This is a genomic window from Stenotrophomonas sp. LC732 (genome assembly GCF_052446685.1).
GTDB lineage: Bacteria > Pseudomonadota > Gammaproteobacteria > Xanthomonadales > Xanthomonadaceae > Stenotrophomonas > Stenotrophomonas muris.
Map to the genome: position 1 here is coordinate 1,029,336 of NZ_CP199214.1, position 25,090 is coordinate 1,054,425.

A 25,090-nucleotide genomic window follows, 5' to 3' on the forward strand; every position below is an offset into this window, starting at 1 on the left:
GCGCGCGATGGATCAGAGGAGAGGGGGCGGACAGGGCTGGCCTCGGACGTCGGTGGCGGGTACGTCTTCGAGTTTTACGCGACGATGACCGGATGGGGAAGAGTGTGCGTGGCCCACGAATCCATTGTGAATGCGTTCATGTTTCGAGGGGCGCTGCACTGGGGGAGGGCGCACCGTCCGGACGTTGAACTTTCGACCCGTGCGTTGCGGGTGGAGAGAGAGAACACATGAAGCATTCGAAGTTGAGCCTGGCCCTGGCAGCGTTGCTGGGCATCACCGCTATGGCGGCGGTTGATGACGTCATGGCAATGAATTATCACGTGCAGGACGATCGCGTCTTCCTCAGCGGCGGCGTAACCGTTGCCGATGTGGTGGCGCTGCCCGCGCTGCTGGCCAAGGCGCAGGCCGAAGGACGCCCGATCCGCGAAGTCGTGCTGCGCACGTCCAACGGTGGCGCGCTGATCGCCGGCGAGTGGCTGCAGGCGGTGATCCGCACCCAGGGCCTGGACACGATTGTGTCCGGCCACTGCATTTCGTCCTGCTCGATCATGCAGTCCGGCGGCGTCAACCGTTATCTCGGCGGCGACCTGCCGCTGGTCGATTCGGTGCAGATCCATGCCGCCAGCAGTGGTGGCAGGATCACCTACGCACCGTCGCCGCGCATGACCCAGATCTACACCGGCAACTATGGCGGCGGCATGGATGCCGGCCTGCTGCACAAGGCCATGTATGAGGTGGTGCGGCCCAATGGCCTGCTGGTGTTCCGCGACCCGGCGCGCACCACGGGTACCTCGGTCACCTTCGATCCGGATGGCAGCGGCAGCAAGCTGGAGTCGTTCCCGGGCCAGGACATCCGCGGCAACAACATCATCAACACGGCAGGCTATCGCGATCCGGGCGACACCCTGCATGTGACCAGCAACGTCAGCGGCGACATCAATCCGGGCTACCTGCGCACCGCGCGCCAGCTGCAGGCCTTCGTCGACGACGATTTCGCGCGCTGGAACACCGACTGGGCCAGCACCTACATCAACTACGCGGTGAGCCTGTACAACGTCTCCACGCGGGGGCCGAACGGCATCGGCACGCAGTCGCTGCAGCAGCTGCTTGCCGACCCCGACCTCCAGGATGAGCTGCGCGGCCAGTTGCGGCTGGCCGATCTGGATGCGTCCACCCTGGCAGGTTCGGCGGGCGTGATCCGTGTCAGCAATGGCGCCACCTGGCGCACCGCCGAAACCACCGGCGCCGATTTCATGCTGGTCGACAACGGCACCATCGCGCTGGAGGGCGGCGCGCTGCGTACCCCCGAGCTGCGGGTGATGCCGGGCAGCGTGGTGGTTGGCCATGGCGATATCGCATCGGTCGGCACCGACAGTGATGCGTTGCTGGATGGCACCGGCCCGTCCTGGCGCGAAGACGGCTTCAACCGACTGCGCGTGTTCGGCACGCTGATGCCGCGTGGCGGTGATCTGGTGACCCACGGCTACGTCAACATCATGCCCGGCGGGCAGGTGCTGTTCGATGTTACCGAGGCCGGGGGCACCGGCAGTGGCCGCCTGCGCGTCGGCAGCTTCTACGATGGCGGGGCCGAAGAGGGGGCGCTGGTGATCGCGCAGGGCGCACACCTGGCGTTGAACGTCGCCTAGGGCTTCTATGCCGGCGGCTACCGCCGCGATCTGGTGGAAGGGCCGATCTACCAGGGCGGTTTCCAGGATGCCGTGCGACTGGGCGACACCGGCTACAGCGCCAGCATCACCGCGGGCGAAGTATTCCGCCCGCGCCACAATTCGCTGCTCAGCTTCAACGTCAACCAGACGGCCGACGGGCTGTGGCTGACCGCCAACCCGGGCTTCGATCAGCTGGGCCTGTTTGCCAACGGCACCTCCGGCGATGGACTGGGGCGCGCGCTGGCAGCCGCATCGGATCGCCAGGACAGCGGCCTGAAGTCGCTGCTCGGCGCACTGCAGTTCGCCGACCGCGATGTGATCGCACAGCAGGCCGGCGCCCTGCGCGGTGATGCACACGCCAGCCTGCGCCTGGCCGACAATGCACTGCTGGGCAGCATCGGCAACGTGGTGCAGCAGCACCAGGCGGCGATGCGCAGTGGCGGCGATGCCGATGGCCTGGCCTCGCAGGCGGCGCAGTCGGTGTCGGCGCAGCCGGGCATGCGCCATGGCAGCCTGTTCAACCAGCTGGCCATGCATCTGGTCGAGCCGGCCGGCGAGGCTGCTGGCGACAGCCGCGCGGCGGGTGGCAGCCGTGGCCTGTGGGCGCGCGGTTTCGCCAGCCATGGCCGCATCGACGCCGACGGTGGCGTGGCCGGCCTGAGCCATAACATCGGCGGCATCGTGGTCGGTGCCGACACGCACGTGGCCGATGACCGCGTCACCCTCGGCGTCAGCGTGGCCGCCGCGGACATGTCGACCAAGGCCAGCGATGGCTCCGGTTTCAGTGGCGACGTGCGCGCGCTGGATGTGGGAGGCTACCTGGATGCGACCTATTCGCGTGGCTACCTGTCGGCGGCCGTGCGCTACACCGACCTGCGCCACGATACCCGCCGCAGCCTTTCGGCCATCGATGGCCTGCAACAGCCGCTGCGCGCCCGATACAGCAACGACGCGATCTCGGCGCGGGTCGAACACGCGTTCTCCTTCACCACCGGCAAGGGACTGGTGATCCAGCCGCTGCTGCCGGTGGTGGATTACGCGCGGACCTCGGCCACCCGCTTCAACGAAGAGCAGGGCGCTGGTGCGCTGGCAGGACGCAGCGGCAGCCTGGAGAGCATCCGCGTGGGTGCCGGCCTGCAGCTGTTCAAGACCTTCGAGGGCAACAACGGCGAGCGCATCACCCCGCGTGCCCGCGTGGTCTGGCAGAAGGAGCTGGGCGACTCGCAGGCGCGCTATAGCACCGGTTTCGCCGCGGCCCCGGACCTGGTGTTTGGTGCCAGCAGCCAGGCCGTGGGCGAGCAGGTACTGGCCTGGAACGTGGGCGTGACCAGTCGCGCCAGCGAGCGCCTGTCGATCATGGCCGACTACGTGGGTGAGCGCCGCGACGGGCAGATCCAGAACGGCGTGATGCTGGGCCTGGGCTACCGGTTCTAAGCGGTACCCGGCCCCGGCGATATGCGTATCGCCGGGGCCATCCCATCAGGGCAGGTGCTGCGGTATGGTCGGCAGGGAAATCCAGCCAGGCCCCGTCATGCAGATCGCCGTCTTCAGTGCCCGCCCCTACGATCGTCGTTTCCTCGACGAGGCCAACCAGCGCGATGCGGCCGGGCAGGGCTTTGCATTCGTGTATTTCGATGCCGCGCTGGACGTGCATACCGCTGCGTTGGCACAGGACTGCGCCGCCGTCTGCGTGTTCGTCAATGACCGCCTCGACGCGCCGGTACTGCACGCGCTGCATGCGCTGGGCGTACGCGCCGTACTGCTGCGCTGTGCCGGCTTCAACAATGTGGACCTGGCCGCCGCGAAAGCGCTGGACCTGTTCGTCGCACGGGTGCCGGCCTATTCCCCCGAAGCCGTGGCCGAGCACGCGCTGGCGCTGGTGATGACGCTCAACCGGCAGACCCATCGCGCCTACAACCGCGTGCGCGAGGGCAACTTCATGCTCGATGGCCTGCTCGGGCGCACCCTGCATGGGCGCACGGTCGGCATCGTCGGCACCGGCAAGATCGGCCTGGCCACCGCGCGCATCTTCAAGGGCATGGGCTGCACCGTGCTGGGGCATGATCCGTATCCGTCGCCGGCCTTCGCCGGCGTGGGCGACAGGGTTGGTCTGGATGAACTGCTGGCGCGGGCCGACATCGTATCGCTGCATTGCCCGCTGACGCCCGATACCCAGCACCTGATCAACGACGCCTCGCTGGCGCGGATGAAGACCGGCGCGATGCTGGTCAACACCTCGCGCGGCGCGCTGGTGGATACCCATGCGGTGATCCGCGCGCTGAAATCGCGGCGGCTGGGTCATCTGGCCATCGACGTCTACGAGCAGGAAAGCGCGCTGTTCTTCCAGGACCTTTCCGGCGAGATCATCGACGACGAGGCCTTCCAACGCCTGATGACCTTCCCCAACGTGCTGGTGACCGGCCACCAGGGCTTCTTTACCGTTGAGGCGCTGCAGGAGATCTCGGCGATCACGTTGGGGAACCTGCGGGATTTTGCGGAGGGGCGGGTGTGTGCGAACCGGGTGAGGGCTTAGCAGACACGATGCGGAAATGGGCCTCGCCCATTCCTCGCCTGGGGTATTTACTTTGGATGAATATCATATGAAGCTGTCGTGAAGGGGCTTGTGCCCCTGAAGGTAAAGGGGGCGCAAGGGACGGCGCAGCTGCTTTTCGGCCGGAACATGACGCCAGCACACGTCGGTGGATTACCGAACGTCTGGTGATTGCCGACGCATTTGGACAAAGGGATGTTCCATGCGTATCTGGCAGTGGCAGGCGTTGTTCGGCGCAGCATTGGTAATGTCATCCGGGGGGAGCTGGGCGAGCAGCCCGGTCACCCCGCATACCGAGTACTACAAAAAGATCAAGAGCGGTGAGGGGCTGGCACCGCTGACCTCGAGCCTGTTCGGGGATAGCATCAGCCCCAGCTCGGGGTCGACCGAATTTGTCGTCACTGACATTGACCTGCCAGGCAACAATGCACTGCCGGTGCGATTGCAACGTCGTCTCGCTGTGCAGTCCTTCAAGGACCGGCAACCGTTGGGGGGATTCGGCAGCTGGGACATCGAAGTCCCCTACATGCACGCCACCTTCGACTCCATCTGGAAATGGAACGAGTCGGGTAATGGCGCCACCCAGCGTTGCTCGCAGACCTTCTACCCCAAGACGCGTACCGGCGTGGGCACCTTCGAGATTTGGACCGGCGTGCAGGTGCGTGTCCCCGACCAGGGCGAGCAGGAGATGCTGCTGATCGCCAACGCCTCCAACCCGAAACCCACCAACGGTGAAACCTATCGCTGGGGTACTCGGGGCAACATGCGCCTCAGTTGCCTGGGCTCGACGGCCAATGGCTATCCCGGCGAAGGATTCCTGGGCGTGGATGCATCGGGGAATCGCTACTTCTTCAATGTGGGGATTGAACGAACGGCTGGCTTCATGGAGCTGGGCCAAGGCATGGGGTCCAAGCTGGTGCGTGTTCTGCTGATGGCCAGCCGGGTCGAAGACCGTCATGGCAACTGGGTTGCCTATGACTATTCGGGCGACAAGCTGGTTGGCATTCGCGGCAGTGATGGTCGCGCCATCTCCATTGCCTATGCCGGGGACCGCATTGCCAGTGCGGCAGCCAATGGCCGTACCTGGAGCTACGAGTACAACGAAGGTTCCGGTGGGATGGGATTTGCACGCTGGCCCTCGCTGCGCGCCGTCCAGCAGCCTGATGGCGCGCGCTTGGGCTACGAATACAGCTGGCAGGACGGCGGGTTCGGTGGCCTGAATCCGGAATATCAGAGCTGGGATGGCGAACCGAAGCTCTGCACCAAGCCCACGTTCGAGCAGTCTGGATTCAGCCTGATCGCGACCCACCCATCTGGAACGCGTGGACAGTTTGAGTTCAAGTACCTGCGCCGCACCCGCCTGGGTGTAAAAAGTACCGCTTGCGCAGACATGGGCGGTGGGCGCTACGCGCAACGCGCCTCCAATGCGTTCGACCTCTTCGCGATCACCAGCAAGACGCTGACGGGGCCCGGGTTGGGCAGTTTGACCTGGACGTACGAGTCGGGCGGATATGACTCGGGCCTGGCCAACTCCGCAGTGTCGACGATTGTGGAGCCAGATGGTACGCGCCGTCACAGTGTGTTCGGACGAAAACTCGACGAGAACGAGGGGCAGTTGCTGCAGGAGGCGGTGCGTGCGCCGGACGGTCAGATCGTCCAGGTCATCACCAATACCTATATGAGTTCGGACGAGGTCCAGGCCGGACCGTTCCCGGACAGCTACGGTTCGATGACCGCGGCCGATGATCCCTTCGCCGTCAAGATTCGTCCCCTGAAGCAATCTGTGCTCAGCCAGGATGGCGTCAACTTCGTCAATACGACCGATCAGTTCGATGCGCATGTGCGGCCGGTGGTGCAGACCGAGAGTAACTCGTTGGGGCGCGCGCGAACGCTGAGAACCACCTACTTCGACGACACGGGTCGTTGGATACTCAGCCAAGTCGCGCGCAGCACACAGAGCGTTGGCGGCGTTGAGATTGAGACCGAACGCACCGAGTTCGACTCGATGGCGCGCCCGCAACGTACCTACGCCTTCGGCGCGTTGCAGCAGACGCTGGGCTATCACGCCGATGGCACGCTCGCCTCCGTGGCCGATGGCAAGGGCAATGCCATTGCGCTTGGCAGCTGGAAGCGTGGCCTGCCGCAGAGTGTCGCGTACCCGGACGGCAGCAGTGCCTCGCTGCAGGTCGATGACAATGGCTGGGTGCGCGCAGCGGTGGAGCCCAATGGTGCCAGCCGAAGCTTCGACTACGACGGGATGGGCCGAATCGTACTGGCGACCCAGGCCGCCAATGACAGCGTGGCCTGGAATCCTTCTACAACGCGATTCTTCCAGGTGGCGGGAGCGGAGATCGGGCTGGAAGCGGGACATTGGAAGCGCGAGTCCAGTACCGGCAACGCACGCGCGGTGACGTACTACGATGGGTTGTGGCGCCCAGTATTGGAAGAGTCGTTCGACGCTGCGGACCGTGGCGGTACATTGCGCCAGACGGTGACCCGTTATGACAGCAATGGGCGCCTGGTTTTTACCTCCTATCCGACGCGCGCGGCGTCCGACTTCCGCTCGGCGCTGCCCGGCACCCATACCGGCTATGACGCGCTCGGGCGCCCCAATCGCAGCGAGCAGGACAGCGAACTGGGCCGGCTTGTCACGACCACCGAGCAGATCGGCGGAGGCAGCGTAAGGGTGACCAATCCGCGCGGCATTGCCACCACCACCGACTACTTGATGTACGGCAAGCCCAGCCAGGACACGCCCATCCGGATTCTCCACGCGGAAGGGGTAGTGACGGAGATTCAGCGCGACACGCTGGGCAAACCGCTGTCGATCCTGAGGCGCAACTACGATGGCAGCGTCAGTGTACGGCGCCAGTACGTCTATGACGGCGCCCAGCGGCTGTGCAAGAGCATGGAGCCTGAGACCGGTGCGACCGGCATGGGCTATGACGCTGCAGGCAATCTGCTCTGGTCTGCCTCGGGCCTGACGTTGCTGGGCCCTCAGTGCGACAGCGACGCTGCCTATGCGTCGCCTTCGCGGGCTGACCGCAGCTACGACAGCATGAATCGCTTGCTGACCCTGCGTTTCTCTGATGGCCAGGGTGATCAGGACTGGAGTTATTGGCCGGGCGGGAAAGTCAAGCGTGTGCAGACGCGCAACAACGGCGCCGTCACCACTAACGACTACACCTACAATCTGCGTGGACTGCCCACGTCCGAGAGCGTGGCCTACGACGGTGGCGAGGCCTGGGCGCTGGGCTATGGCTACGATGCAAACGGCGCCTTGGCAACCCATGTGCAGCCGTCCGGCCTGACGATCGACTACGGCCCGAATGCGCTGGGGCAGCCGACGCGAGCCGGAGCCTTCGCCACCAACGTGCGCTATTACGCGAACGGCGGCATGAGCGGCTTCACCTATGGCAACGGCGTCGTGCATCAGATGACGCAGAACGCGCGCGGCCTGCCCGATCGCAGCACCGACAGTGGTGCAGGTGGCAAGGTCATCGATGACGGCTACGACTACGATGCCAATGGCAATGTGGCGGCCATCAGTGACGGCCTGCCGGCAGCCCCTGGAAACCGCGACATGCGTTACGACGGCCTGGATCGTCTGACCACGGTGACGGCGGCCAGCTTCGGAAACGCAAGCTATGCGTACAACGTTCTGGACAATATCGTCACCGCCAGCGTTGGTGCACGGCGGCAGTCCTTTGAGTACGACTTCAACAATCGGTTGACGAACGTGCGGGATGTCGGCAGTGGTGCGACCGTGACCGGGCTTGGCTATGACAGCCAGGGTAACCTGAAGATCCGCAATGGCGTGGCGTTCCGGTTCGACTACGGCAATCGCCTGCGCGAGGTCGATGGCAAGGAGGCCTATCAGTACGACGCGCATGGACGCCGCACCCTGGCCAGTGCGCCCAATGGCAACATTCGTTCCCTCTATGGGCAGGATGGCGTGCTGCGCTATCAGCACGATCAGCGCCAGGCGAAGGGCTTTGACTATATCCAGCTCAACGGCAGCCTTGTTGCCAAGCGTGCCGTGGATATCGCGCCTGCAGCACTGGTCGTAACGGTTCCGGGTTACAGCGCGGACGGTGCGTTTGCGGTGCAGTGGACAGCCGTTGCCGGTGCGCAGCGTTACGAGGTGCAGGAGTCGGGTGGCGGTGACTGGCAGGCTGTCTATCAAGGGCCTGCGCTGAACGTTTCGCTGGCCGGGCGAAGCTCCGGCGTCTATCGCTATCGTGGCCGTGCCTGCAATGGCACTGTCTGCGGTGCTTGGGGTGTGGAAGCCTCCATCCAGGTGGAGCTTGCTCCCACCGCTGCGCCGGTGATCACTGCACCGGCGCAAGGTATCAACGGAACCTATTTCCTGAGCTGGTCAGCGGTACAGGGTGCCGCCCGCTTTGTGCTTGAAGAGGCCGTGGGTGGCGGATGGAGCGTGGTCTTTGATGGTGCTGGCCGCACCTATCAAGTGACCAGCAAACCGGCAGGCACCTATCGCTATCGGGTCAAAGCATGCAATCCACAGGGCTGCGGCGTCTACTCGGCCGAAGCGGCGATTACCGCGCTGTATGCCCCATCCGTACCCGCACTGTCGGTACCTGCTGCGAGCTACAACGGCAGCTACGCCGTCTCTGTTTCGAGCGTGGCACAGGCCAGCAGCTATCGCATTGAAGAACAATTCAACGGAGCAGCATGGACTGAGATCAACCGGATCAGTGGGAATCAACTGGCCATCAGCGGACGAATCGCCGGCAGTTACGGCTATCGTGCCTTTGCATGCAATGACGCCGGGTGCAGTGCGTCAAGCGCCGTAGGCAGTATCGTCGTGACATTGCCACCGGTCCAAGCCACGGCGATCAATCTCGGTGGCGTGAGCTACAGTTCAACCGTGAGCATGTGGTGGGGCGCAATCCCCGCAGCGACGAGCTATCAGCTGATGGAGCAGCTCAATGGGGGTGGCTTCGGACTCGCCCAGGAAGACGGTGCGACCGCCGTGGCCCGAGGCGGCCGCTGGCCGGGACAGTGGGACTACCAGGTGCGTGGCTGCAATGTCGCCGGTTGCGGACCGTGGTCCGCGGTAGCGGGCGTGCGCGTGATTGGTCCTCCGGCGACCCCGGTTCTGCGCGTGCCGGATGGGGTGGGAATCGGCGCGGCTTACTCGATCTCCCTGCTGGAAGTGGCGGACGCGACGCGCTATGAAATCGACGAAAGTACTGACGGCGCCAACTGGTCGCTGATTGCGGGGGATCGAGCCGTTTCCCTCAGCAAGGGCGGCGGAGGCAACTTCTACTACCGTGGTCGTGCTTGCAATCCCGCAGGCTGCAGCCCCAGTTCTGCTGCTGGCCTGGTTGCGATTTCCAGTGCGCCGGCCGTACCTACGGGTGTGAGGATCGTAAAGAGCGGCCCCAACATCTGCTCGGTCATCTGGAATGCGTCGCCGGGTGCCACCTACTACAACATGCGTTCAAGCAGCGGCGGCGCGACCTATAGGGCAGAAGGCATCGGCTACGACCTCGATACGCGCTGCCAGGGTGGTTACAAGGTGCGTGCCTGCAACGCGCAGGCGTGCTCGGCCTGGTCGAACTGAGGTGGGCGCGATGAACGCAGGGTTCTACCCCGAAATCACGGACGGTTGTAAAAGGGCTGAGAACTTCTGGTCTTGCCTGGCGACCCTTCGTCGCATCCTCGGGTTGTGGAACCGCTCGATGTATTCGAACACATCCGCCCTCGCGGCATCGAGCGTTGGGTAGGTCATGCGGTAGACCCGCTCGCGCTTGAGCAGGCCGAAGAAGCCTTCGCACGCGGCGTTGTCACCGCAGTGGCCCACCGCGCTCATCGAGCACACCAAGCCGTTGGCCGCCAGGTAACGCTGGTAGTCGCCGCTTCGGAACTGGCTGCCACGGTCGGAGTGCAGGATCAGTGGATGGCTGCCTTGGCGCTGCCAGACCGCCATCTGCACGGCCCTGATCACCATCTGACGATCCTGACGATGATGCATTGACCACCCCACCACCCGCTGGTCAAACAGGTCCAGCACGATGCACAGATACAGCTTGCCTTGCCGGGTCTTGAGCTCGGTGATGTCGGTGACCCACCTGGTCTCCGGCTCCAACGCGGTGAAGTCCCGCTCCAGCAGGTTGCGCACACCCGGCGGCGTCAGCGCCGGCTTGCCGCGCTGGCCTCGCCGCTTCGGTCGCGGCCAACCCTGCAGGCCATCGGTCGCCATCAGACGCGCCACCCGGTTCAGGCTCGCCGTCTCGCCTTCCTCGGCAAGGTCTTCATGCATCCGGCCGGCGCCCAATGTGCCCCGGCTGTCCTCATGCAACTCACGGATCCGGCCGAGCAAGCGCTGGTTGTCGCGCTCCCGGGCACTGGGCAAGCGCTTACTCCAGTCGTAGTAACCGCTGGCCGAGACCCGCAGGCAACGACACATCAGTCGCACTGGAAACTCATCGCGGCAACGTTCGATCACCTGATACCTCAGGATGATCCCTTGGCAAAGAACGTCGCCGCTTCTCGCAAAAAATCCCGCTCCTTCTTCACCCGGGCCAGCTCGCGCTTGAGCCGCGCCAGTTCCTCGTCCCGGGGCGTCCCGGTGCCACCGAAGGCCACCTGGCCCCGGCTCTGGGCCTCCCGCTTCCAGCGGGTCAGCAATGCATCCCGGATCCCCAGCTCCCGGGCCACCTGGGCACAGCTGACGCCCGGCTGGCTGGCCTGCTCAACCGCACCGCGCTTGAACTCGGTGCTGAACTTCCTTCGCTTCGACATGAACACTCCTCATGGCCTTGATCGGCCTTCTCGTAAGTGTCCGTGAAAACGGGGGTGAACCCCGCAGGAATGAAGATGCTGGTGAGTCGAACCGTAGGTGGGGCCGCGCTGATTCTGGGTGGACTGTTCAATCAGGCTGCTGCGGAGACGATTACCTATATCCATACCGATGCGTTAGGGTCACCGGTCGCTGAGACTGACGCGGCTGGCAGCGTTATCCGGCGTACCACCTATGAGCCCTATGGCGCCGTGGTTGGTGGGTCCGTTGCTGATGGGCCTGGCTACGCAGGGCACGTGAGTGATGCTTCGACGGGCTTGAGTTACATGCAGCAGCGGTATATGGATCCAATCCTTGGTGTGTTCCTTAGTGTGGATCCGGTGTCGCCCCAAAGCGATTCGGTGGGAGCATTCGGACGCTACAGGTATGCCAATTCGAACCCATATCGCTACTTTGATCCCGATGGCCGGCGAGCATGTGGCAAAGACACTGACTGCCAGTTGGAGCAGGGGGCATACGGTGGTTCTTCTGCAGGTCGAGGAACGATGGGCACGGGGGCAGTGGGAAGCAGGCAGTCAACTTCGGCGTCACCAAGTTACGGTCGCTCTCCGCAATCGACTGATCCTGCTTGGACGAGAGATCCTGGGCTGAAGCGGCAGATGGAGCGAGCTTGGCAGGACTCCAACCCCGATGCGCCAACTGTATTGTGGGGGCAACCTGGATCGCTGAAGCGGGAACAAGGAGGGTGGATCGTGGCTCCGAACCTGGTTGGCGCCCCTCAATTGATTCGTGCTCAACCTGGTACTCGTGCTCAAATGGGGCAGGATGTGCTTTTCAAGCCTTCAGAGTTTCAGTGTGGTTGCCGAGTTATAGGATTCTTCCATACTCACCCGAATACTCGGGAAGAGGGTTATCGCCCTGCAGCTAACGGGTATGACTATCAGTTCCTTGAAGAAATGGGAGTGCCTGGGATGATTAGAAGTCATGAGGGTTATGAGTTCGTACCTATCATGGAGGGACGCAGATGAAACGCTCAGTCATCTTGAAAGTGGGGCTGCTGTTTTCATTGCTGATGGCAGGCGGCTGTGCAGCGAAGGAGCCCCGAGGTGAGAAGGGGTTGGAAGGGCTAGAAAGATGCGTGACGACAATCGAGACTTACGTCCAAGAGACGAGGGGATGGAAACGGGAGATGTATCGCATTGCGGAGGAGTCTTCCGGCACCGCAGATATTGGCTTCTCAGTCCAGCACGTCCATGGGGTTCACCCCCGTTTTCACGGACACTTACGAGAAGGCCGATCAAGGCCATGAGGAGTGTTCATGTCGAAGCGAAGGAAGTTCAGCACCGAGTTCAAGCGCGGTGCGGTTGAGCAGGCCAGCCAGCCGGGCGTCAGCTGTGCCCAGGTGGCCCGGGAGCTGGGGATCCGGGATGCATTGCTGACCCGCTGGAAGCGGGAGGCCCAGAGCCGGGGCCAGGTGGCCTTCGGTGGCACCGGGACGCCCCGGGACGAGGAACTGGCGCGGCTCAAGCGCGAGCTGGCCCGGGTGAAGAAGGAGCGGGATTTTTTGCGAGAAGCGGCGACGTTCTTTGCCAAGGGATCATCCTGAGGTATCAGGTGATCGAACGTTGCCGCGATGAGTTTCCAGTGCGACTGATGTGTCGTTGCCTGCGGGTCTCGGCCAGCGGTTACTACGACTGGAGTAAGCGCTTGCCCAGTGCCCGGGAGCGCGACAACCAGCGCTTGCTCGGCCGGATCCGTGAGTTGCATGAGGACAGCCGGGGCACATTGGGCGCCGGCCGGATGCATGAAGACCTTGCCGAGGAAGGCGAGACGGCGAGCCTGAACCGGGTGGCGCGTCTGATGGCGACCGATGGCCTGCAGGGTTGGCCGCGACCGAAGCGGCGAGGCCAGCGCGGCAAGCCGGCGCTGACGCCGCCGGGTGTGCGCAACCTGCTGGAGCGGGACTTCACCGCGTTGGAGCCGGAGACCAGGTGGGTCACCGACATCACCGAGCTCAAGACCCGGCAAGGCAAGCTGTATCTGTGCATCGTGCTGGACCTGTTTGACCAGCGGGTGGTGGGGTGGTCAATGCATCATCGTCAGGATCGTCAGATGGTGATCAGGGCCGTGCAGATGGCGGTCTGGCAGCGCCAAGGCAGCCATCCACTGATCCTGCACTCCGACCGTGGCAGCCAGTTCCGAAGCGGCGACTACCAGCGTTACCTGGCGGCCAACGGCTTGGTGTGCTCGATGAGCGCGGTGGGCCACTGCGGTGACAACGCCGCGTGCGAAGGCTTCTTCGGCCTGCTCAAGCGCGAGCGGGTCTACCGCATGACCTACCCAACGCTCGATGCCGCGAGGGCGGATGTGTTCGAATACATCGAGCGGTTCCACAACCCGAGGATGCGACGAAGGGTCGCCAGGCAAGACCAGAAGTTCTCAGCCCTTTTACAACCGTCCGTGATTTCGGGGTAGAACCCATGACAGGGTTCTGCTGCCAGAAGGTGGACTGAAGTCATTTCATGTTGATCTCGACCAGCGATGTTCCAAGGTCATCCGTGAAAGCCACTATCAGTAGCTGGTAGCGGCTTGTTGGCCCATGAAGAGGGTAGATGCGCAGCCATTGACCGCATGTTGCTTGTAGTCCTACAATGTCCAGCTAGGCCGGAATAGCTCAGTTGGTAGAGCGGCGCATTCGTAATGCGTAGGTCGCAGGTTCGACTCCTGTTTCCGGCACCAGTTGTAGTGAAAAGCCCCGGCCTTTGGTCGGGGCTTTTTGTTTGCGCTCGCCGGTGATCATTGGATGGTCACCTCACTGAAGGCTGCAAGCCTTCAGCAACGTCTCGTCATCCCCGCACCCCGTACCAGCCACCACGCGAGCTGCCGGAGATAACCACCCGCTGCTCCCGCCGATGCACCGATCAGCAGGTGTGCGAGCACCCTGATCCCACGCGCGGCCCGCTCCCGCACCCAAGGCAGGACCGCCACCACCTGCGCACCCAGCAACAGCATCAGTACGTCCAGGCCCAGCGCATCCACCACCGGCAACAACGGCAGCAGATCCGGATTGCAGGCCAGCACGATCACCAGCGCGGCACCCAGCACGGCCATCAGGCGGCGCCCGGCGGGCAGGGTGGTCCAGTGCAGCAGTCGGTTGATCAGGTGCATGGCATTCCTTGTGTCATGTGCCGGAATCCTCATCAGGCTTGATCGGCCGCACCGGCTGCCGCAGCACGGTTTTCAACCGCGCCGCGTCGGTCCTGCGCGGGTCGCTCAGGTAGATCTCATGATGGGGGCCGGCGAAGGTGTAACCCAGTGCGGGCATCACTTCCTCATGCAGATGCGCCAGGACGGGGCCTTCGTCGTCGTAGGCGCCCACGTGCAAGGTCTGCAGGCTGGGGCCCTCGGCAAGGATTTCATTGCGGAGGCTGGGCGGCGCATCCCCCAGCTTCGCGCGCGCCTTGCTGATCGCGGCCTGCCACTGCGTAGGGCCGATGCCCTCGGGCGTGCGGATCATTACGGTCCAGGCCCACTCGTCCTTGCGTCGCGCGATGAAGCTGGCCGGGTCCTCGGCGCTCCACAGCGCCTCCAGCGGTGGCACCACGTAGTCGCGCCCTTCGGCCTTCAGCGCGAACTTCAATGCATAGCTCACCGAATACAGCCACTGCACGGCCTGCAGGTAGGCGGGGGCCGTGTTCGGGTCGCCGCGACCATCGACCATCACGTAGGGCAGGGGCGGCACATCGACCGGTACGAACCTGCCGGCGGGCGGTTGATAGAGCGCCTGGTCGCGCTTCTTGAAGTCGATCTTGTCCATCGGGGGCCTCCTCCTGTGCAGAGCATCCCACGCCAGGCACCCGCCAGTACGCTGAACCGGTTCAGGTGACTTTGCCGAACGAGGGCGAATGGCCCCACGAGCGCGCGGGGCCGCGACGCAGTCCTGGGTCATGCGCCCGTCACACCCGTGCGGTGCGACAACGTGTCGCAGCCAGAATCGGGCCTTTCCTGCGCTCGATCAATGTCAATGCCTTTCTTAAATGGTGGGTGACGGCCTAAAATTGAAAGGCTGACTCGACCCCACCTCCCTGCCTGTCTTCCGGACCGGTGGGACCGGCTTTTGGCCGGAACAGGCAGGGACGGGGAACGGCATTCCCTCGCAATTGGATCGACCGATGATTCCGTTGAAAACCCTTGGGCGCTGGTTGCGCCCGGGCCTGCTGCTGTCGTTGCTGGTGATGCTCACCGGTTGCGATGCGGTGGCCATCCTCAGTCCGAAGGGCCAGATCGGCCAGGATGAGAAGACCCTGCTGATCACGGCCACCGTGCTCATGCTGCTGGTCGTCATCCCGGTCATCATCATGACCCTGACGTTCGCGTGGAAGTATCGCGCCTCCAACACCAAGGCCCGTTACGAGCCGAAGTGGTCCCACTCGACGGCGATCGAGGTGGTGGTGTGGTCCATTCCCTGCATGATCGTGCTGGTGCTGGCGGTCCTGACCTGGCGTTCGTCGCACGCACTGGACCCGTATCGTCCGCTGGATTCGGACGTCAAGCCGGTCACCATCGAGGCGATCTCGCTGGACTGGAAGTGGCTGTTCATCTATCCGGAAGAGAAGGTGGCGGTCGTCAACGAAATCAAGTTCCCGGTCAACACGCCGCTGAACTTCAAGATCACGTCCGATTCGGTGATGAATGCGTTCTTCATCCCGCACCTGGGCAGCATGATCTACTCGATGGCTGCGATGGAGACCAAGCTCCACCTGATCGCCAACGAGACCGGCGAATTCCCGGGCATGTCCTCGCACTACAGCGGCGCGGGCTTCGCCAAGATGCACTTCACCGCCTACTCGGTCACCGATGCCGAATACCGCCAGTGGCTGGACCAGGTCCGCGCCGGTGAGCAGACCCTGGACAAGGCCTCGTTCAAGGCGCTGGGTGAAGCACGCAACGCCGAGTGGTATCCGGTCACCTACTTCGGCAAGACCGAAGAAGGCCTGTTCGACTGGGTCATCGCCAAGCACATGGGCGACAACAAGCATTACGGCATGAAGCACTCGCATGCCGGTGCCGCCGCTGCCGATGCCGCCACGCATGAAGCGCACGAGGGCCATGCCCCCAGTGATGCGCATGATTCCAAGGAATCGGGTGAAAACCTGGATGCCAACGAACACGAACACGCAGGCCATGCCGGCCACGCGGGTTCGGGAGAATGAACATGTTGGGAAAACTCTCTCTTGAGTCGATCCCCCACGATCCGATCGTCCTGACGACGTTGATCGGCGCGGTTCTTGGTGGCCTGGGCGTCGTCGCCCTGATCACCAAGTTCAAGCTGTGGGGCTATCTGTGGAAGGAGTGGTTCACCTCGGTGGATCACAAGAAGATCGGCGTGATGTACCTCATCGTCGCCTTCGTCATGCTGCTGCGCGGTTTCTCCGACGCCATCATGATGCGTACCCAGCAGGCCATCGCCGTCGGTGGCTCCGAGGGCTACCTGCCGCCGCACCACTACGACCAGATCTTCACCGCCCACGGCGTGATCATGATCTTCTTCGTGGCGATGCCGCTGATCACCGGCCTGATGAACCTGGCCGTGCCGCTGCAGATCGGTGCGCGCGACGTCGCGTTCCCGTTCGTCAACTCGCTCAGCTTCTGGCTGTTCGTGTCCGGTGCGGTGCTGATCATGCTGTCGCTGTGGATCGGTGAGTTCGCTGCCACCGGCTGGCTGGCATTCCCGCCACTGTCGGGCATCGAATACAGTCCAAGCGTCGGCATGGACTACTACATCTGGGGTCTACAGGTCGCAGGCCTGGGTACCACGCTGAGCGGTATCAACTTCTTCATCACCATCCTGAAGATGCGTACCCCCAGCATGAAGCTGATGCAGATGCCGGTGTTCACCTGGACCGCCCTGGTGACCAACGTGCTGATCGTCGCTGCCTTCCCGGTGCTGACCATCACCCTGGTGCTGCTGACCCTGGACCGTTACCTGGGTACGCACTTCTTCACCAATGACGGTGGCGGCAACGCCATGCTGTACATCAACCTGATCTGGATCTGGGGTCACCCGGAGGTGTACATCCTGGTCCTGCCGGCGTTCGGTGTGTTCTCCGAAGTCATCGCGACCTTCTCGCGCAAGGCGCTGTTCGGCTACAAGGGCATGGTCTACGCCACCGCCTGCATCGGCGTGCTGTCGTTCATCGTGTGGCTGCACCACTTCTTCACCATGGGCTCCGGTGCCAACGTCAATGCCTTCTTCGGCATCACGACGATGATCATCTCGATCCCGACCGGCGTGAAGATCTTCAACTGGCTGTTCACCATGTTCCGCGGCCGCGTGCACTTCACCACCCCGGTGCTGTGGACCATCGGCTTCATGGTCACCTTCGTCATCGGCGGCATGACCGGCGTGATGCTGGCGATCCCGGCCATCGACTTCGTGCTGCACAACAGCCTGTTCCTGATCGCCCACTTCCACAACGTCATCATCGGCGGCGTGGTGTTCGGCATGTTCGCCGGCATCACCTACTGGTGGCCGAAGATGTTCGGCTTCCGCCTCAATGAGTTCTGGGGCAAGTGCGCGTTCTGGTGCTGGTTCATCGGCTTCTACGTGACCTTCATGCCGATGTACGTGCTGGGCTTCATGGGCATGACCCGTCGCCTGCAGAGCACGGTCAACCCGGCCTATGAGCCGCTGCTGCTGATCGCCGCCGCAGGTGCCTTCATCGTTGGCGCCGGCATCCTGTGCCAGATCATCCAGGTGGCCGTCTCGATCCGCGACCGCAAGAAGACCGTCGACCTGACCGGCGACCCGTGGGATGCCCGTACGCTGGAGTGGGAAACCTCTTCGCCGCCGGCCTTCTACAACTTCGGCACGCTGCCGGAAGTCACCGAGCTGGACGATTTCTGGGAGCGCAAGCAGCGCGGTGAAGCCTGGCCGAAGCCGGCCAAGTACACCGACATCCACATGCCGCGCAACACCGGCACGGGCGTTGTCATCGGTGCCTTCAGCCTGGTGTTCGGCTTCGCGATGATCTGGCACATCTGGTGGCTGGCCATCGTCGGCTTCGTCGGCATGATCGCCACGTTCATCTACCGCACCTTCGACCAGGACGTGGACTACTGGGTCCCGGCCGCCGAGGTGGAACGCATCGAGAACGAACACCGCAAGCACCTGGAAGCCCAGGGCCTGGTGAAGTCGGAGCTGAAGGCATGAGCACCAATACCTCGACCCTGAGCCACGGGCACGCCGCGCACGCGGCGGCCCATGGCCATGACGACCACGAGCACCACGACACCGGCGGCAACACCGTCTTCGGTTTCTGGGTGTACCTGATGAGCGACTGCCTCATCTTCGCCTCGCTGTTCGCCACCTACGTGGTGCTGGCAGGCGGTACCGATGGTGGCCCGACCGCGAAGGACCTGTTCGAACTGCCGTTCGTGGCGTGGGAAACCGCGCTGCTGCTGACCTCGTCGCTGACCTTCGGCCTGGGCATGATCGCCATGCACCGCAAGCAGGTTGGCCAGATGTTCCTGTGGCTGGCGGTTACCTGGCTGCTGGGCTTCGGCTTCATGTGCATGGAAGTCTATGAGTTCCAGCACCTGATCCATCAGGGCTACGGTCCGGACCGCAGTGCCTTCCTGTCGGCGTTCTTCGCCCTGGTCGGCACCCACGGACTGCACGTCAGCGCCGGCCTGCTGTGGCTGCTGGTGATGTTCGTGCAGCTGAAGAAGTACGGCCTGACCCCGACCAACAAGACCCGCATGGCGTGCCTGAGCCTGTTCTGGCACTTCCTGGACCTGATCTGGATCGGCGTGTTCTCCGTCGTCTACCTCAATGGAGCGCTGTAATGGCACATGACAACCACGCACACGACCACGGCACCGGCGGCGAAAGCCACGGCAGCGTGAAGTCGTACCTGATCGGCTTCGTGCTGGCGGTGGTGCTGACCGTCATCCCGTTCTGGATGGTGATGTCGGGTGATTTCTCGCGCACCGTCAACGGTGTGGTGATCGCGGTCACCGCGGTGCTGCAGATGCTGGTCCACCTGGTGTTCTTCCTGCACCTGGACCGCTCTTCGGAAAGCCGCTGGAACGTCAACGCTGCGGCCTTCACCGTTGTGGTGATCGGCATCATCGTGATCGGCACCCTGTGGGTCATGCACAACATGAACGTGCACATGATGCACTGACGTCCTCGCGACGTTGCCACGCAGAAAGGCCGCCCTCGGGCGGCCTTTCTGTTTGCTGTGGTTGCGCGTTTCGTGCACCCACCAGGCTGGTAGTGCCGGCCGCTGGCCGGCAATTACGCGAAGCCGGCCAGCGGCCGGCTCTACCAGGAGATCCACGCCATGCGTGGATGGGGTCAGAGCCCTTGCCTGTGCAAGAGATCCCACCCGGCATGGCCGGCAATTACGCGAAGCCGGCCAGCGGCCGGCTCTACCAGGAGATCCACGCCATGCGTGGATGGGGTCAGAGCCCTTGCCTGCGGCAAGGGATCCGACCCCGGACCTGGCGCCTCACCCCACCCGGCGCAGGAATTCCTCGGCGTCCATCGGTCGGCCCAGGTGGTAACCCTGCAACTGGTCACACCCCAGTTCGCTCAGGTACTCGCGCTGCGCCTGCGTCTCCACGCCCTCGGCCACCACCTGCAGCTGCAGGGTGCGGCCCAGCGCGATGATCGACGAGACGATGGCGGCGTCCTCGTCATTGCGCTCCAGGTCGTGCACGAACGCACGGTCGATCTTCAGTTCGGTGGCCGGCATGCGCTTGAGGTACAGCAGGCTGGAATAGCCGGTGCCGAAATCATCGATGGCGATGTGCACGCCCATCGCGGTCAGGTCGTTGAGAATCGCGAGGCTGGCATCGACGTCCTTCATCGCCGTGGTCTCGGTGATCTCCAGGGTCAGCCGCGCCGGTTCGATCCGGTGCCGGTGCAGCACCTCGCGCACGCTGTCCAGCAGTGCCGGCGAGGCGAACTGCAGCGGCGAGAGGTTCACCGCCATTGTCCATTCCGTATGCCCGGCCTGGTGCCATGCCCGCAGCTGCGCACAGGCGCGGTCCAATACCCAGTCACCGATCGGCAGGATCAGGCCGCTGCGCTCGGCAATGGGGATGAACACGTCCGGCGCCAGCAGTCCCAGCTCCGGGTGCTGCCAGCGCAGCAGCGCTTCGGCCCCGGTGGCCGGTGCGCCGGCGGCAGGGAACTTGGGCTGGTAATGCAGGATCAGTTCGTCGCGGGCGATGGCCTTGCGCAGGTCCTGCAGCAGGCGCAGCTGGCGGTTGGCACTGAGCTGCATCGACGGGGTGAAGAAGGTGTAGCCGTTCCGCCCGGTTTCCTTGGTGTGGTACATCGCCGCATCGGCGTGGGCCATCAGCTCGCGCTCGTTGCCGGCGTCATCCGGGTACAGGGCAATGCCCAGGCTGGCGCTGACCTGCAGTTCGGCCGCATCCAGCAGGAACGGTTCGCCAGCCGCGGCGATGATGCGCTCGGCCACCACCACCGCATCGTCGGGAATGTCGATGGCCAGCACGATCACGAACTCATCGCCGCCGAGGCGGGCCAACGTATCCTGCGGTCGCAGCTGGCCGCCGATGCGCTGTGCCACCGCCACCAGCAGGCGGTCGCCGAGCTGGTGGCCGTACGCATCATTGACCGCCTTGAAGCCGTCCAGGTCGCAGAACATCACCGCCACTGCATGGTTGCGGCGCCGCGCCTTCTCGATGGCCTGCTCAATGCGGTCCTGCAGCAGCATGCGGTTGGGCAGCTGGGTCAACGGGTCGTGCAGCGCGGCCTGGATCAGCTTGTCGTTGGCGTGCGCCAGCGAATCGGCCAGCAGACCGGTGCGCACGCGCATCTGCCGGTCGAACAGCGAGGCGACCAGGGCGATGCCCAGGGTGGCCACGGTGGTGACGATCACCAGCACCGCCAGCCAGCGCGTGTCGATGCCACCACTGCCGACGGCGCCACAGATGCTGCCTTCGGGGAAGCGCGCCGCCTCCATGCCGGTGTAATGCATGCCGACGATGGCCAAGCCCATCACCAGCGAAGCAAGCGCGCGCAGCAGCAGGGTGTTGCGCCGCTCGGCGCGCAGGCGGAAGGCGATCCACAGTGCGGCGCCGGCGGCACCGATGGCCACCGCGATGGAGGCGGCAAACCAGCCCGGGTGGTAGTCGATGCCGGGCTGCATGCGCATCGCCGCCATGCCCAGGTAATGCATGGTGGCGATGCCCAGGCCCATCAGCACGGCCCCGGCCAGCAGCCGGCGCCACGGCAGGCTGGGCCGCGACACCAGCCACAGTGCATACGCCGAGGCGCCGATCGAGACCGCCAGCGAGTACAGGGTGATGCCAAGGTCGTAACCCACCGGAATCGGCAGGTCGAAGGCGAGCATGCCGATGAAGTGCATCGACTAGATGCCCAGGCCCATGGCCGCCGCGCCGCCGGCCAGCCACCAGCGGGCCACGCGACCCTCGGCCGTGGCCAGGCGCCCGGGCATGTCCAGCGCCGTGTACGAAGCAAGAATGGCCACCAGCAGGGAGATGATGACCAGGCTCTGACTGTAGCTGCCAGTCATGATGAATCCAGTGGGGGAGGGAGGGGCGCCCGCAAGGCGCACGCCCGCGACCCCTATCGGCGCAGGTGGGCAGGACTTGAGTGGTCGCAGCACCTGCGACCCGGCTCGGCTATCCTGCCACGCCTGTTCCCGTTGCTGGAAATCATCCGATGGCAAAAGCCCGCACCGCCTACGTCTGCAATGAATGCGGCGCCGAATTCAGCAAGTGGCAGGGCCAGTGCACCGAGTGCAACGCCTGGAACTCGCTGTCGGAGATCGTGCTGGAAAGCGCGGCGGCGGCCAAGGCGCCGGCTTCGCGCCGGGCCGGCTGGGCCGGCAAGATCGACCCGCCGAAGATCACCGCCCTGAAGGACGTGGAGCAGACCGAGCATCGCCGGGTCTCCACCGGCATCGGCGAGTTCGACCGGGTGCTGGGCGGTGGCCTGGTCGAGGGCGCGGTGGTGCTGGTCGGTGGCGATCCGGGCATCGGCAAGTCGACCCTGCTGCTGCAGGCGGTGGCGAAGATGGCGGCCGAACTGCCGGTGCTGTACGTCACCGGCGAGGAATCGCTGGCGCAGGTCGCCGGCCGCGCGCACCGCCTGGAGCTGCCGCTGGACGGGGTCAACGCGCTGGCCGAGACCGGGGTCGAATCGATCCTGCAGCATGCGTCCAAGGCCGGCCCGCGGCTGATCGTGGCCGACTCCGTGCAGACCCTGTGGACCGAGAGCCTGACCGCCGCGCCCGGTTCGGTCAGCCAGGTGCGCGAGAGCGCGGCGCGGCTGGTCCGGTTTGCCAAGGAAACCGGCACCGCCGTGTTCCTGGTCGGCCACGTGACCAAGGAGGGCGGCATCGCAGGCCCGCGCGTGCTCGAGCACATGGTCGACGCGGTGCTGTATTTCGAGGGCGAGAGCGGCAGCCGCTTCCGCCTGCTGCGCGCGTTCAAGAACCGCTTCGGTGCGGTCAACGAACTGGGCGTGTTCGCGATGGGCGACAAGGGCCTGAAGGAGGTCTCCAACCCATCGGCGATCTTCCTGTCCGGCGGCAGCACCCATCAGCCGGGCAGCTGCGTGATGGTCACCCGCGAGGGCACCCGGCCGCTGCTGGTGGAGGTGCAGGCGCTGGTCGATGCGTCGCCGCTGTCGAATCCGCGCCGTGTCGCGGTCGGCCTGGAGCAGAACCGCCTGGCCATGCTGCTGGCGGTACTGCATCGCCACGGCGGCGTGCTGGTCGGCGACCAGGACGTGTTCGTCAACGTGGTCGGTGGCATCCGCGTGCAGGAAACCGCCGCCGACCTGCCGGTGCTGCTGGCGGTGTTGTCGTCGCTGCAGGACCGGCCGCTGGCGGAAAAGACGATTGCGTTCGGCGAGGTGGGCCTGTCCGGCGAGATCCGGCCGGTGCCCAATGGCGAAGACCGCCTGCGCGAGGCCGCCACCCATGGCTTCAAGCGCGCCATCGTGCCCAAGGCCAATGCGCCCAAGGGCGGATCGGTGAAAGGCATGGAAGTGATCGCGGTGGAGCGCCTGTCCGAGGCCATCGACGCGGCGTGAGGCACTGGGGGGACTGCTGCGGGGCCTGCCTCCACATACGTCATATACGGCAACGGTCAGGCTGGCTGTGCTAGTTTTTCCCGCTCGACGAAGGCGCCCTCTGGCGCCTTTCCGTGCCCAGGAGTAAACGATTACATGCAGGACACCGCGCTCACCGCCCCCAACGCCGAGATCCGTCGTGCCGGGGTCGATCTCAATGGACTGATGACGGTGCTGGGCAAGCACCTGTATTCCACCCCGGTGGTGGCGCTGCGCGAACTGGTGCAGAACGCGCACGACTCGATCATCCGCCGCCGCATCGAGCAGCCCGGCGTCCAGGTGCCTTCGCGCATTTCGGTGCAGGTCGATGCCGGTGCCGGCGTGCTGCGCATCACCGATACCGGTGCCGGCCTGACCCGCCAGGAGATCCACGACTACCTGGCCACCGTCGGCGTCGGCTATACCCGTGGCCTGCGCCAGGGCGGCGAGGATGATGAAGGCCTGATCGGCATGTTCGGCCTCGGCTTCCTGTCGGCCTTCGTGCTGGCGCGCCGGGTCAGCGTGCGTACCACCTCGTACCAGACGCCGGAGCTGGGCCATCTGTACGTGTCCAGCAATGCCGAGCAGTACACCGTCAGCGAAGTGCCGGCACGTGCGGTCGGCACCGAGGTGGAACTGGAGCTGCATCCGGACTTCCTGCCGCTGGCCAACGAGGCGCGCCTGCATGAGGTGCTGGGCCGCTACTGCGCGCTGCTGTCCGAACCGATCTTCATCGGTGCTGCGACCGAAGCGCTCAACCCCGAGCCGCCGCCGTGGCGGGGGCAGGGTGACGTGGCCGTGCACCCGGTGCAGGCACGCCGCCAGGCACTGCAGTTCGCCGCGCGCTTCGAACACGATTTCGAGCCGATCGTCACCGTGCCGCTGCGTGCCGACGGCAACAGCGATGCCACCGGCCTGCTGTGGGTGCAGGATGGTGCCACCTATGGCACCAGCGACAACCGCAACCTGTCGGTGTTCGTGCGCGGCATGCTGCTGGATGACGATGCCCGTGACCTGCTGCCGCCGTGGGCCGGCTTCATCGGCGGGGTGATCGAATCCTCGCGGCTGACTCCCACCGCCAGCCGCGAAGACCTGCAGCGCGATGACCAGTACCGCGCTGTGCAACATGCCTTGCTGGAGGCGCTGATCGATGGTCTGGCCGACGTTGCGCGGCAGCAGCCGGAGGCGTGGCGACGCGTATTGAGCCGCCACAACGAGGCGCTGCTGGGCGCGGCGCTGTGCGATGACCGCCTGTTCGACCTGCTGATGGAGCATGTGCGCGTGCCGACCTCGCAGGGCGACCTGCCGGCCAGTGCCCTGCCGGCGCGCGGTGCCGTGCATGTCATCCTCGACAATGGCGGTGGCTTCGAAGAGATGCTGTTCCGCGCGATGGGGGTGCCGGTCGCGCATGGCCATCGCTACGCGGTGGTGCCGTTCCTGCGGCGCTGGGCCCAGGCCAAGGGCCTGCGCCTGGTTGAACTCGGCACCGAGCAGGGCAATCGCGCACTGTTCCGCAGCGATGACAGCCTCGACGACGCGCAGCTCGCATGGCTGCGCGAACAGCTGGGTGATGGCGAGCAGCTGCTGCCGGCGCGTTTCAGCCCGGAAGCACTGCCGGTGGTGGTGGTGCCCGACCGCGAGGCCGAACTGAAGCAGCGCCTGGAAGACGACGAGAACGACAAGCGCGTTTCGATGGCGGCGCTGCGCCTGGCGCGCCAGTTCACCGCACGCATCGAATCGCGCGCACCCTCGCGGCTGTACCTCAACCTCGACAACCCGGCGGTGCAGGCGCTGCTGCGCGCCCAGCGCGAGGGCCACCCGCAGGCCGAAGCGGCGGCACGCCTGCTGCGCTCGCTGAAGATCATCGTCGCTGCGCAGGGCCGTCCCTTGGCCCGGGCAACGACCGCCACGCAGGGCCCGGATCTCAACGGCGCCTTTACCGATATCGCCGGTGCTCTGCAGCAGATGCTGCGCTGAGCACCGCG

The 25,090-nt window shown here is 64.8% G+C and carries 13 protein-coding genes, 1 tRNA gene and 2 pseudogenes; 12 read left to right on the forward strand and 4 right to left on the reverse strand.

The window, feature by feature from the left end; translation table 11 throughout:
• Positions 1–227 precede the first annotated feature (227 nt).
• The 3 genes and pseudogenes from ACT6SE_RS05005 (at position 228) to ACT6SE_RS05015 (ending at position 9,808) form a co-directional block, all read left to right on the forward strand.
• Positions 228–3,101 (forward strand): annotated as a pseudogene (locus ACT6SE_RS05005) (autotransporter domain-containing protein).
• A 97-nt stretch (positions 3,102–3,198) separates the two neighbouring features.
• Positions 3,199–4,200, forward strand: a complete 1,002-nt coding sequence (locus ACT6SE_RS05010) for a 2-hydroxyacid dehydrogenase (RefSeq protein ID WP_046429538.1) — start codon at positions 3,199–3,201, stop codon at positions 4,198–4,200.
• Between the two features lie 220 nt (positions 4,201–4,420).
• Positions 4,421–9,808: an RHS repeat domain-containing protein gene (locus tag ACT6SE_RS05015; RefSeq protein ID WP_049420823.1), complete on the forward strand. Its 5,388-nt coding sequence runs from the start codon at positions 4,421–4,423 to the stop codon at positions 9,806–9,808.
• Positions 9,809–9,832: 24 nt separating this feature from the next.
• Here ACT6SE_RS05015 and ACT6SE_RS05020 read toward each other — a convergent pair.
• Positions 9,833–10,989 (reverse strand): IS3-like element ISStma5 family transposase gene (locus tag ACT6SE_RS05020; protein WP_087944427.1). Its coding sequence is split into 2 segments (ribosomal slippage): positions 9,833–10,749 and positions 10,749–10,989, totalling 1,158 coding nucleotides; the frame shifts between segments, so codons are not numbered across the junction.
• A 75-nt stretch (positions 10,990–11,064) separates the two neighbouring features.
• Between ACT6SE_RS05020 and ACT6SE_RS05025 the strand changes: the two genes are divergently transcribed.
• The 3 genes from ACT6SE_RS05025 to ACT6SE_RS05035 all read left to right on the forward strand — a co-directional run bounded on the left by ACT6SE_RS05025 (position 11,065) and on the right by ACT6SE_RS05035 (position 13,726).
• Positions 11,065–12,015 carry an RHS repeat domain-containing protein gene (locus ACT6SE_RS05025; protein ID WP_227863666.1) on the forward strand — a complete coding sequence of 317 codons (951 nt, stop codon included), beginning with the start codon at positions 11,065–11,067 and terminating at the stop codon, positions 12,013–12,015.
• 290 nt (positions 12,016–12,305) lie between these two features.
• Positions 12,306–13,462 (forward strand): IS3-like element ISStma5 family transposase gene (locus ACT6SE_RS05030; protein ID WP_087944427.1). Its coding sequence is split into 2 segments (ribosomal slippage): positions 12,306–12,546 and positions 12,546–13,462, totalling 1,158 coding nucleotides; the frame shifts between segments, so codons are not numbered across the junction.
• Positions 13,463–13,650: 188 nt separating this feature from the next.
• A tRNA-Thr gene (locus ACT6SE_RS05035) sits at positions 13,651–13,726 on the forward strand.
• A gap of 93 nt (positions 13,727–13,819) precedes the next feature.
• Here the strand turns inward: ACT6SE_RS05035 and ACT6SE_RS05040 are convergent.
• Both ACT6SE_RS05040 and ACT6SE_RS05045 read right to left on the reverse strand, forming a co-directional pair.
• Entirely contained in the window at positions 13,820–14,155 is a 336-nt protein-coding gene (locus ACT6SE_RS05040) for a hypothetical protein (protein WP_046429539.1), read from the reverse strand.
• Between the two features lie 13 nt (positions 14,156–14,168).
• The gene (locus ACT6SE_RS05045; RefSeq protein ID WP_046429540.1) at positions 14,169–14,804 is read right to left on the reverse strand and encodes a GyrI-like domain-containing protein; all 636 of its coding nucleotides are present in this window, start codon (positions 14,802–14,804) and stop codon (positions 14,169–14,171) included.
• A 355-nt stretch (positions 14,805–15,159) separates the two neighbouring features.
• Here ACT6SE_RS05045 and cyoA point away from each other — a divergent pair, with 355 nt between their 5' ends.
• The 4 genes from cyoA to cyoD are packed head-to-tail and all read left to right on the forward strand — an operon-like array spanning position 15,160 to position 19,176.
• Complete coding sequence (gene cyoA / locus ACT6SE_RS05050; protein ID WP_014646391.1) at positions 15,160–16,200, forward strand: ubiquinol oxidase subunit II; 1,041 nt, start codon at positions 15,160–15,162, stop codon at positions 16,198–16,200.
• A 2-nt stretch (positions 16,201–16,202) separates the two neighbouring features.
• A complete protein-coding gene (cyoB, locus tag ACT6SE_RS05055) occupies positions 16,203–18,200 on the forward strand; it encodes a cytochrome o ubiquinol oxidase subunit I (protein ID WP_032956371.1) in 1,998 nt (665 codons plus the stop codon).
• A complete protein-coding gene (gene cyoC / locus ACT6SE_RS05060; protein WP_014646393.1) occupies positions 18,197–18,835 on the forward strand; it encodes a cytochrome o ubiquinol oxidase subunit III in 639 nt (212 codons plus the stop codon). The genes cyoB and cyoC overlap by 4 nt, the downstream gene beginning before the upstream one ends.
• A complete protein-coding gene (gene cyoD / locus ACT6SE_RS05065; RefSeq protein ID WP_005415725.1) occupies positions 18,835–19,176 on the forward strand; it encodes a cytochrome o ubiquinol oxidase subunit IV in 342 nt (113 codons plus the stop codon). The genes cyoC and cyoD overlap by 1 nt, the downstream gene beginning before the upstream one ends.
• A gap of 327 nt (positions 19,177–19,503) precedes the next feature.
• On the opposite strand, the pseudogene ACT6SE_RS05070 reads toward cyoD, so the two are convergent.
• Positions 19,504–21,561: pseudogene (locus ACT6SE_RS05070) on the reverse strand (putative bifunctional diguanylate cyclase/phosphodiesterase).
• 149 nt (positions 21,562–21,710) lie between these two features.
• Between ACT6SE_RS05070 and radA the strand changes: the two are divergent.
• A complete protein-coding gene (gene radA, locus ACT6SE_RS05075) occupies positions 21,711–23,087 on the forward strand; it encodes a DNA repair protein RadA (protein ID WP_014646395.1) in 1,377 nt (458 codons plus the stop codon).
• 135 nt (positions 23,088–23,222) lie between these two features.
• Positions 23,223–25,082 (forward strand): ATP-binding protein, encoded by a 1,860-nt coding sequence (locus ACT6SE_RS05080; RefSeq protein WP_014646396.1) that lies wholly within the window; start codon positions 23,223–23,225, stop codon positions 25,080–25,082.
• Positions 25,083–25,090 lie beyond the last annotated feature (8 nt).

Coding starts and splice junctions, on each gene's coding strand:
- ACT6SE_RS05010 (WP_046429538.1), top strand. CDS start 3,199: ATGCAGATCGCCGTCTTCAGTGCCCGCCCCTACGATCGTCGTTTCCTC.
- ACT6SE_RS05015 (WP_049420823.1), top strand. CDS start 4,421: ATGCGTATCTGGCAGTGGCAGGCGTTGTTCGGCGCAGCATTGGTAATG.
- ACT6SE_RS05025 (WP_227863666.1), top strand. CDS start 11,065: ATGCTGGTGAGTCGAACCGTAGGTGGGGCCGCGCTGATTCTGGGTGGA.
- ACT6SE_RS05040 (WP_046429539.1), bottom strand. CDS start 14,155: ATGCACCTGATCAACCGACTGCTGCACTGGACCACCCTGCCCGCCGGG.
- ACT6SE_RS05045 (WP_046429540.1), bottom strand. CDS start 14,804: ATGGACAAGATCGACTTCAAGAAGCGCGACCAGGCGCTCTATCAACCG.
- cyoA (WP_014646391.1), top strand. CDS start 15,160: ATGATTCCGTTGAAAACCCTTGGGCGCTGGTTGCGCCCGGGCCTGCTG.
- cyoB (WP_032956371.1), top strand. CDS start 16,203: ATGTTGGGAAAACTCTCTCTTGAGTCGATCCCCCACGATCCGATCGTC.
- cyoC (WP_014646393.1), top strand. CDS start 18,197: ATGAGCACCAATACCTCGACCCTGAGCCACGGGCACGCCGCGCACGCG.
- cyoD (WP_005415725.1), top strand. CDS start 18,835: ATGGCACATGACAACCACGCACACGACCACGGCACCGGCGGCGAAAGC.
- radA (WP_014646395.1), top strand. CDS start 21,711: ATGGCAAAAGCCCGCACCGCCTACGTCTGCAATGAATGCGGCGCCGAA.
- ACT6SE_RS05080 (WP_014646396.1), top strand. CDS start 23,223: ATGCAGGACACCGCGCTCACCGCCCCCAACGCCGAGATCCGTCGTGCC.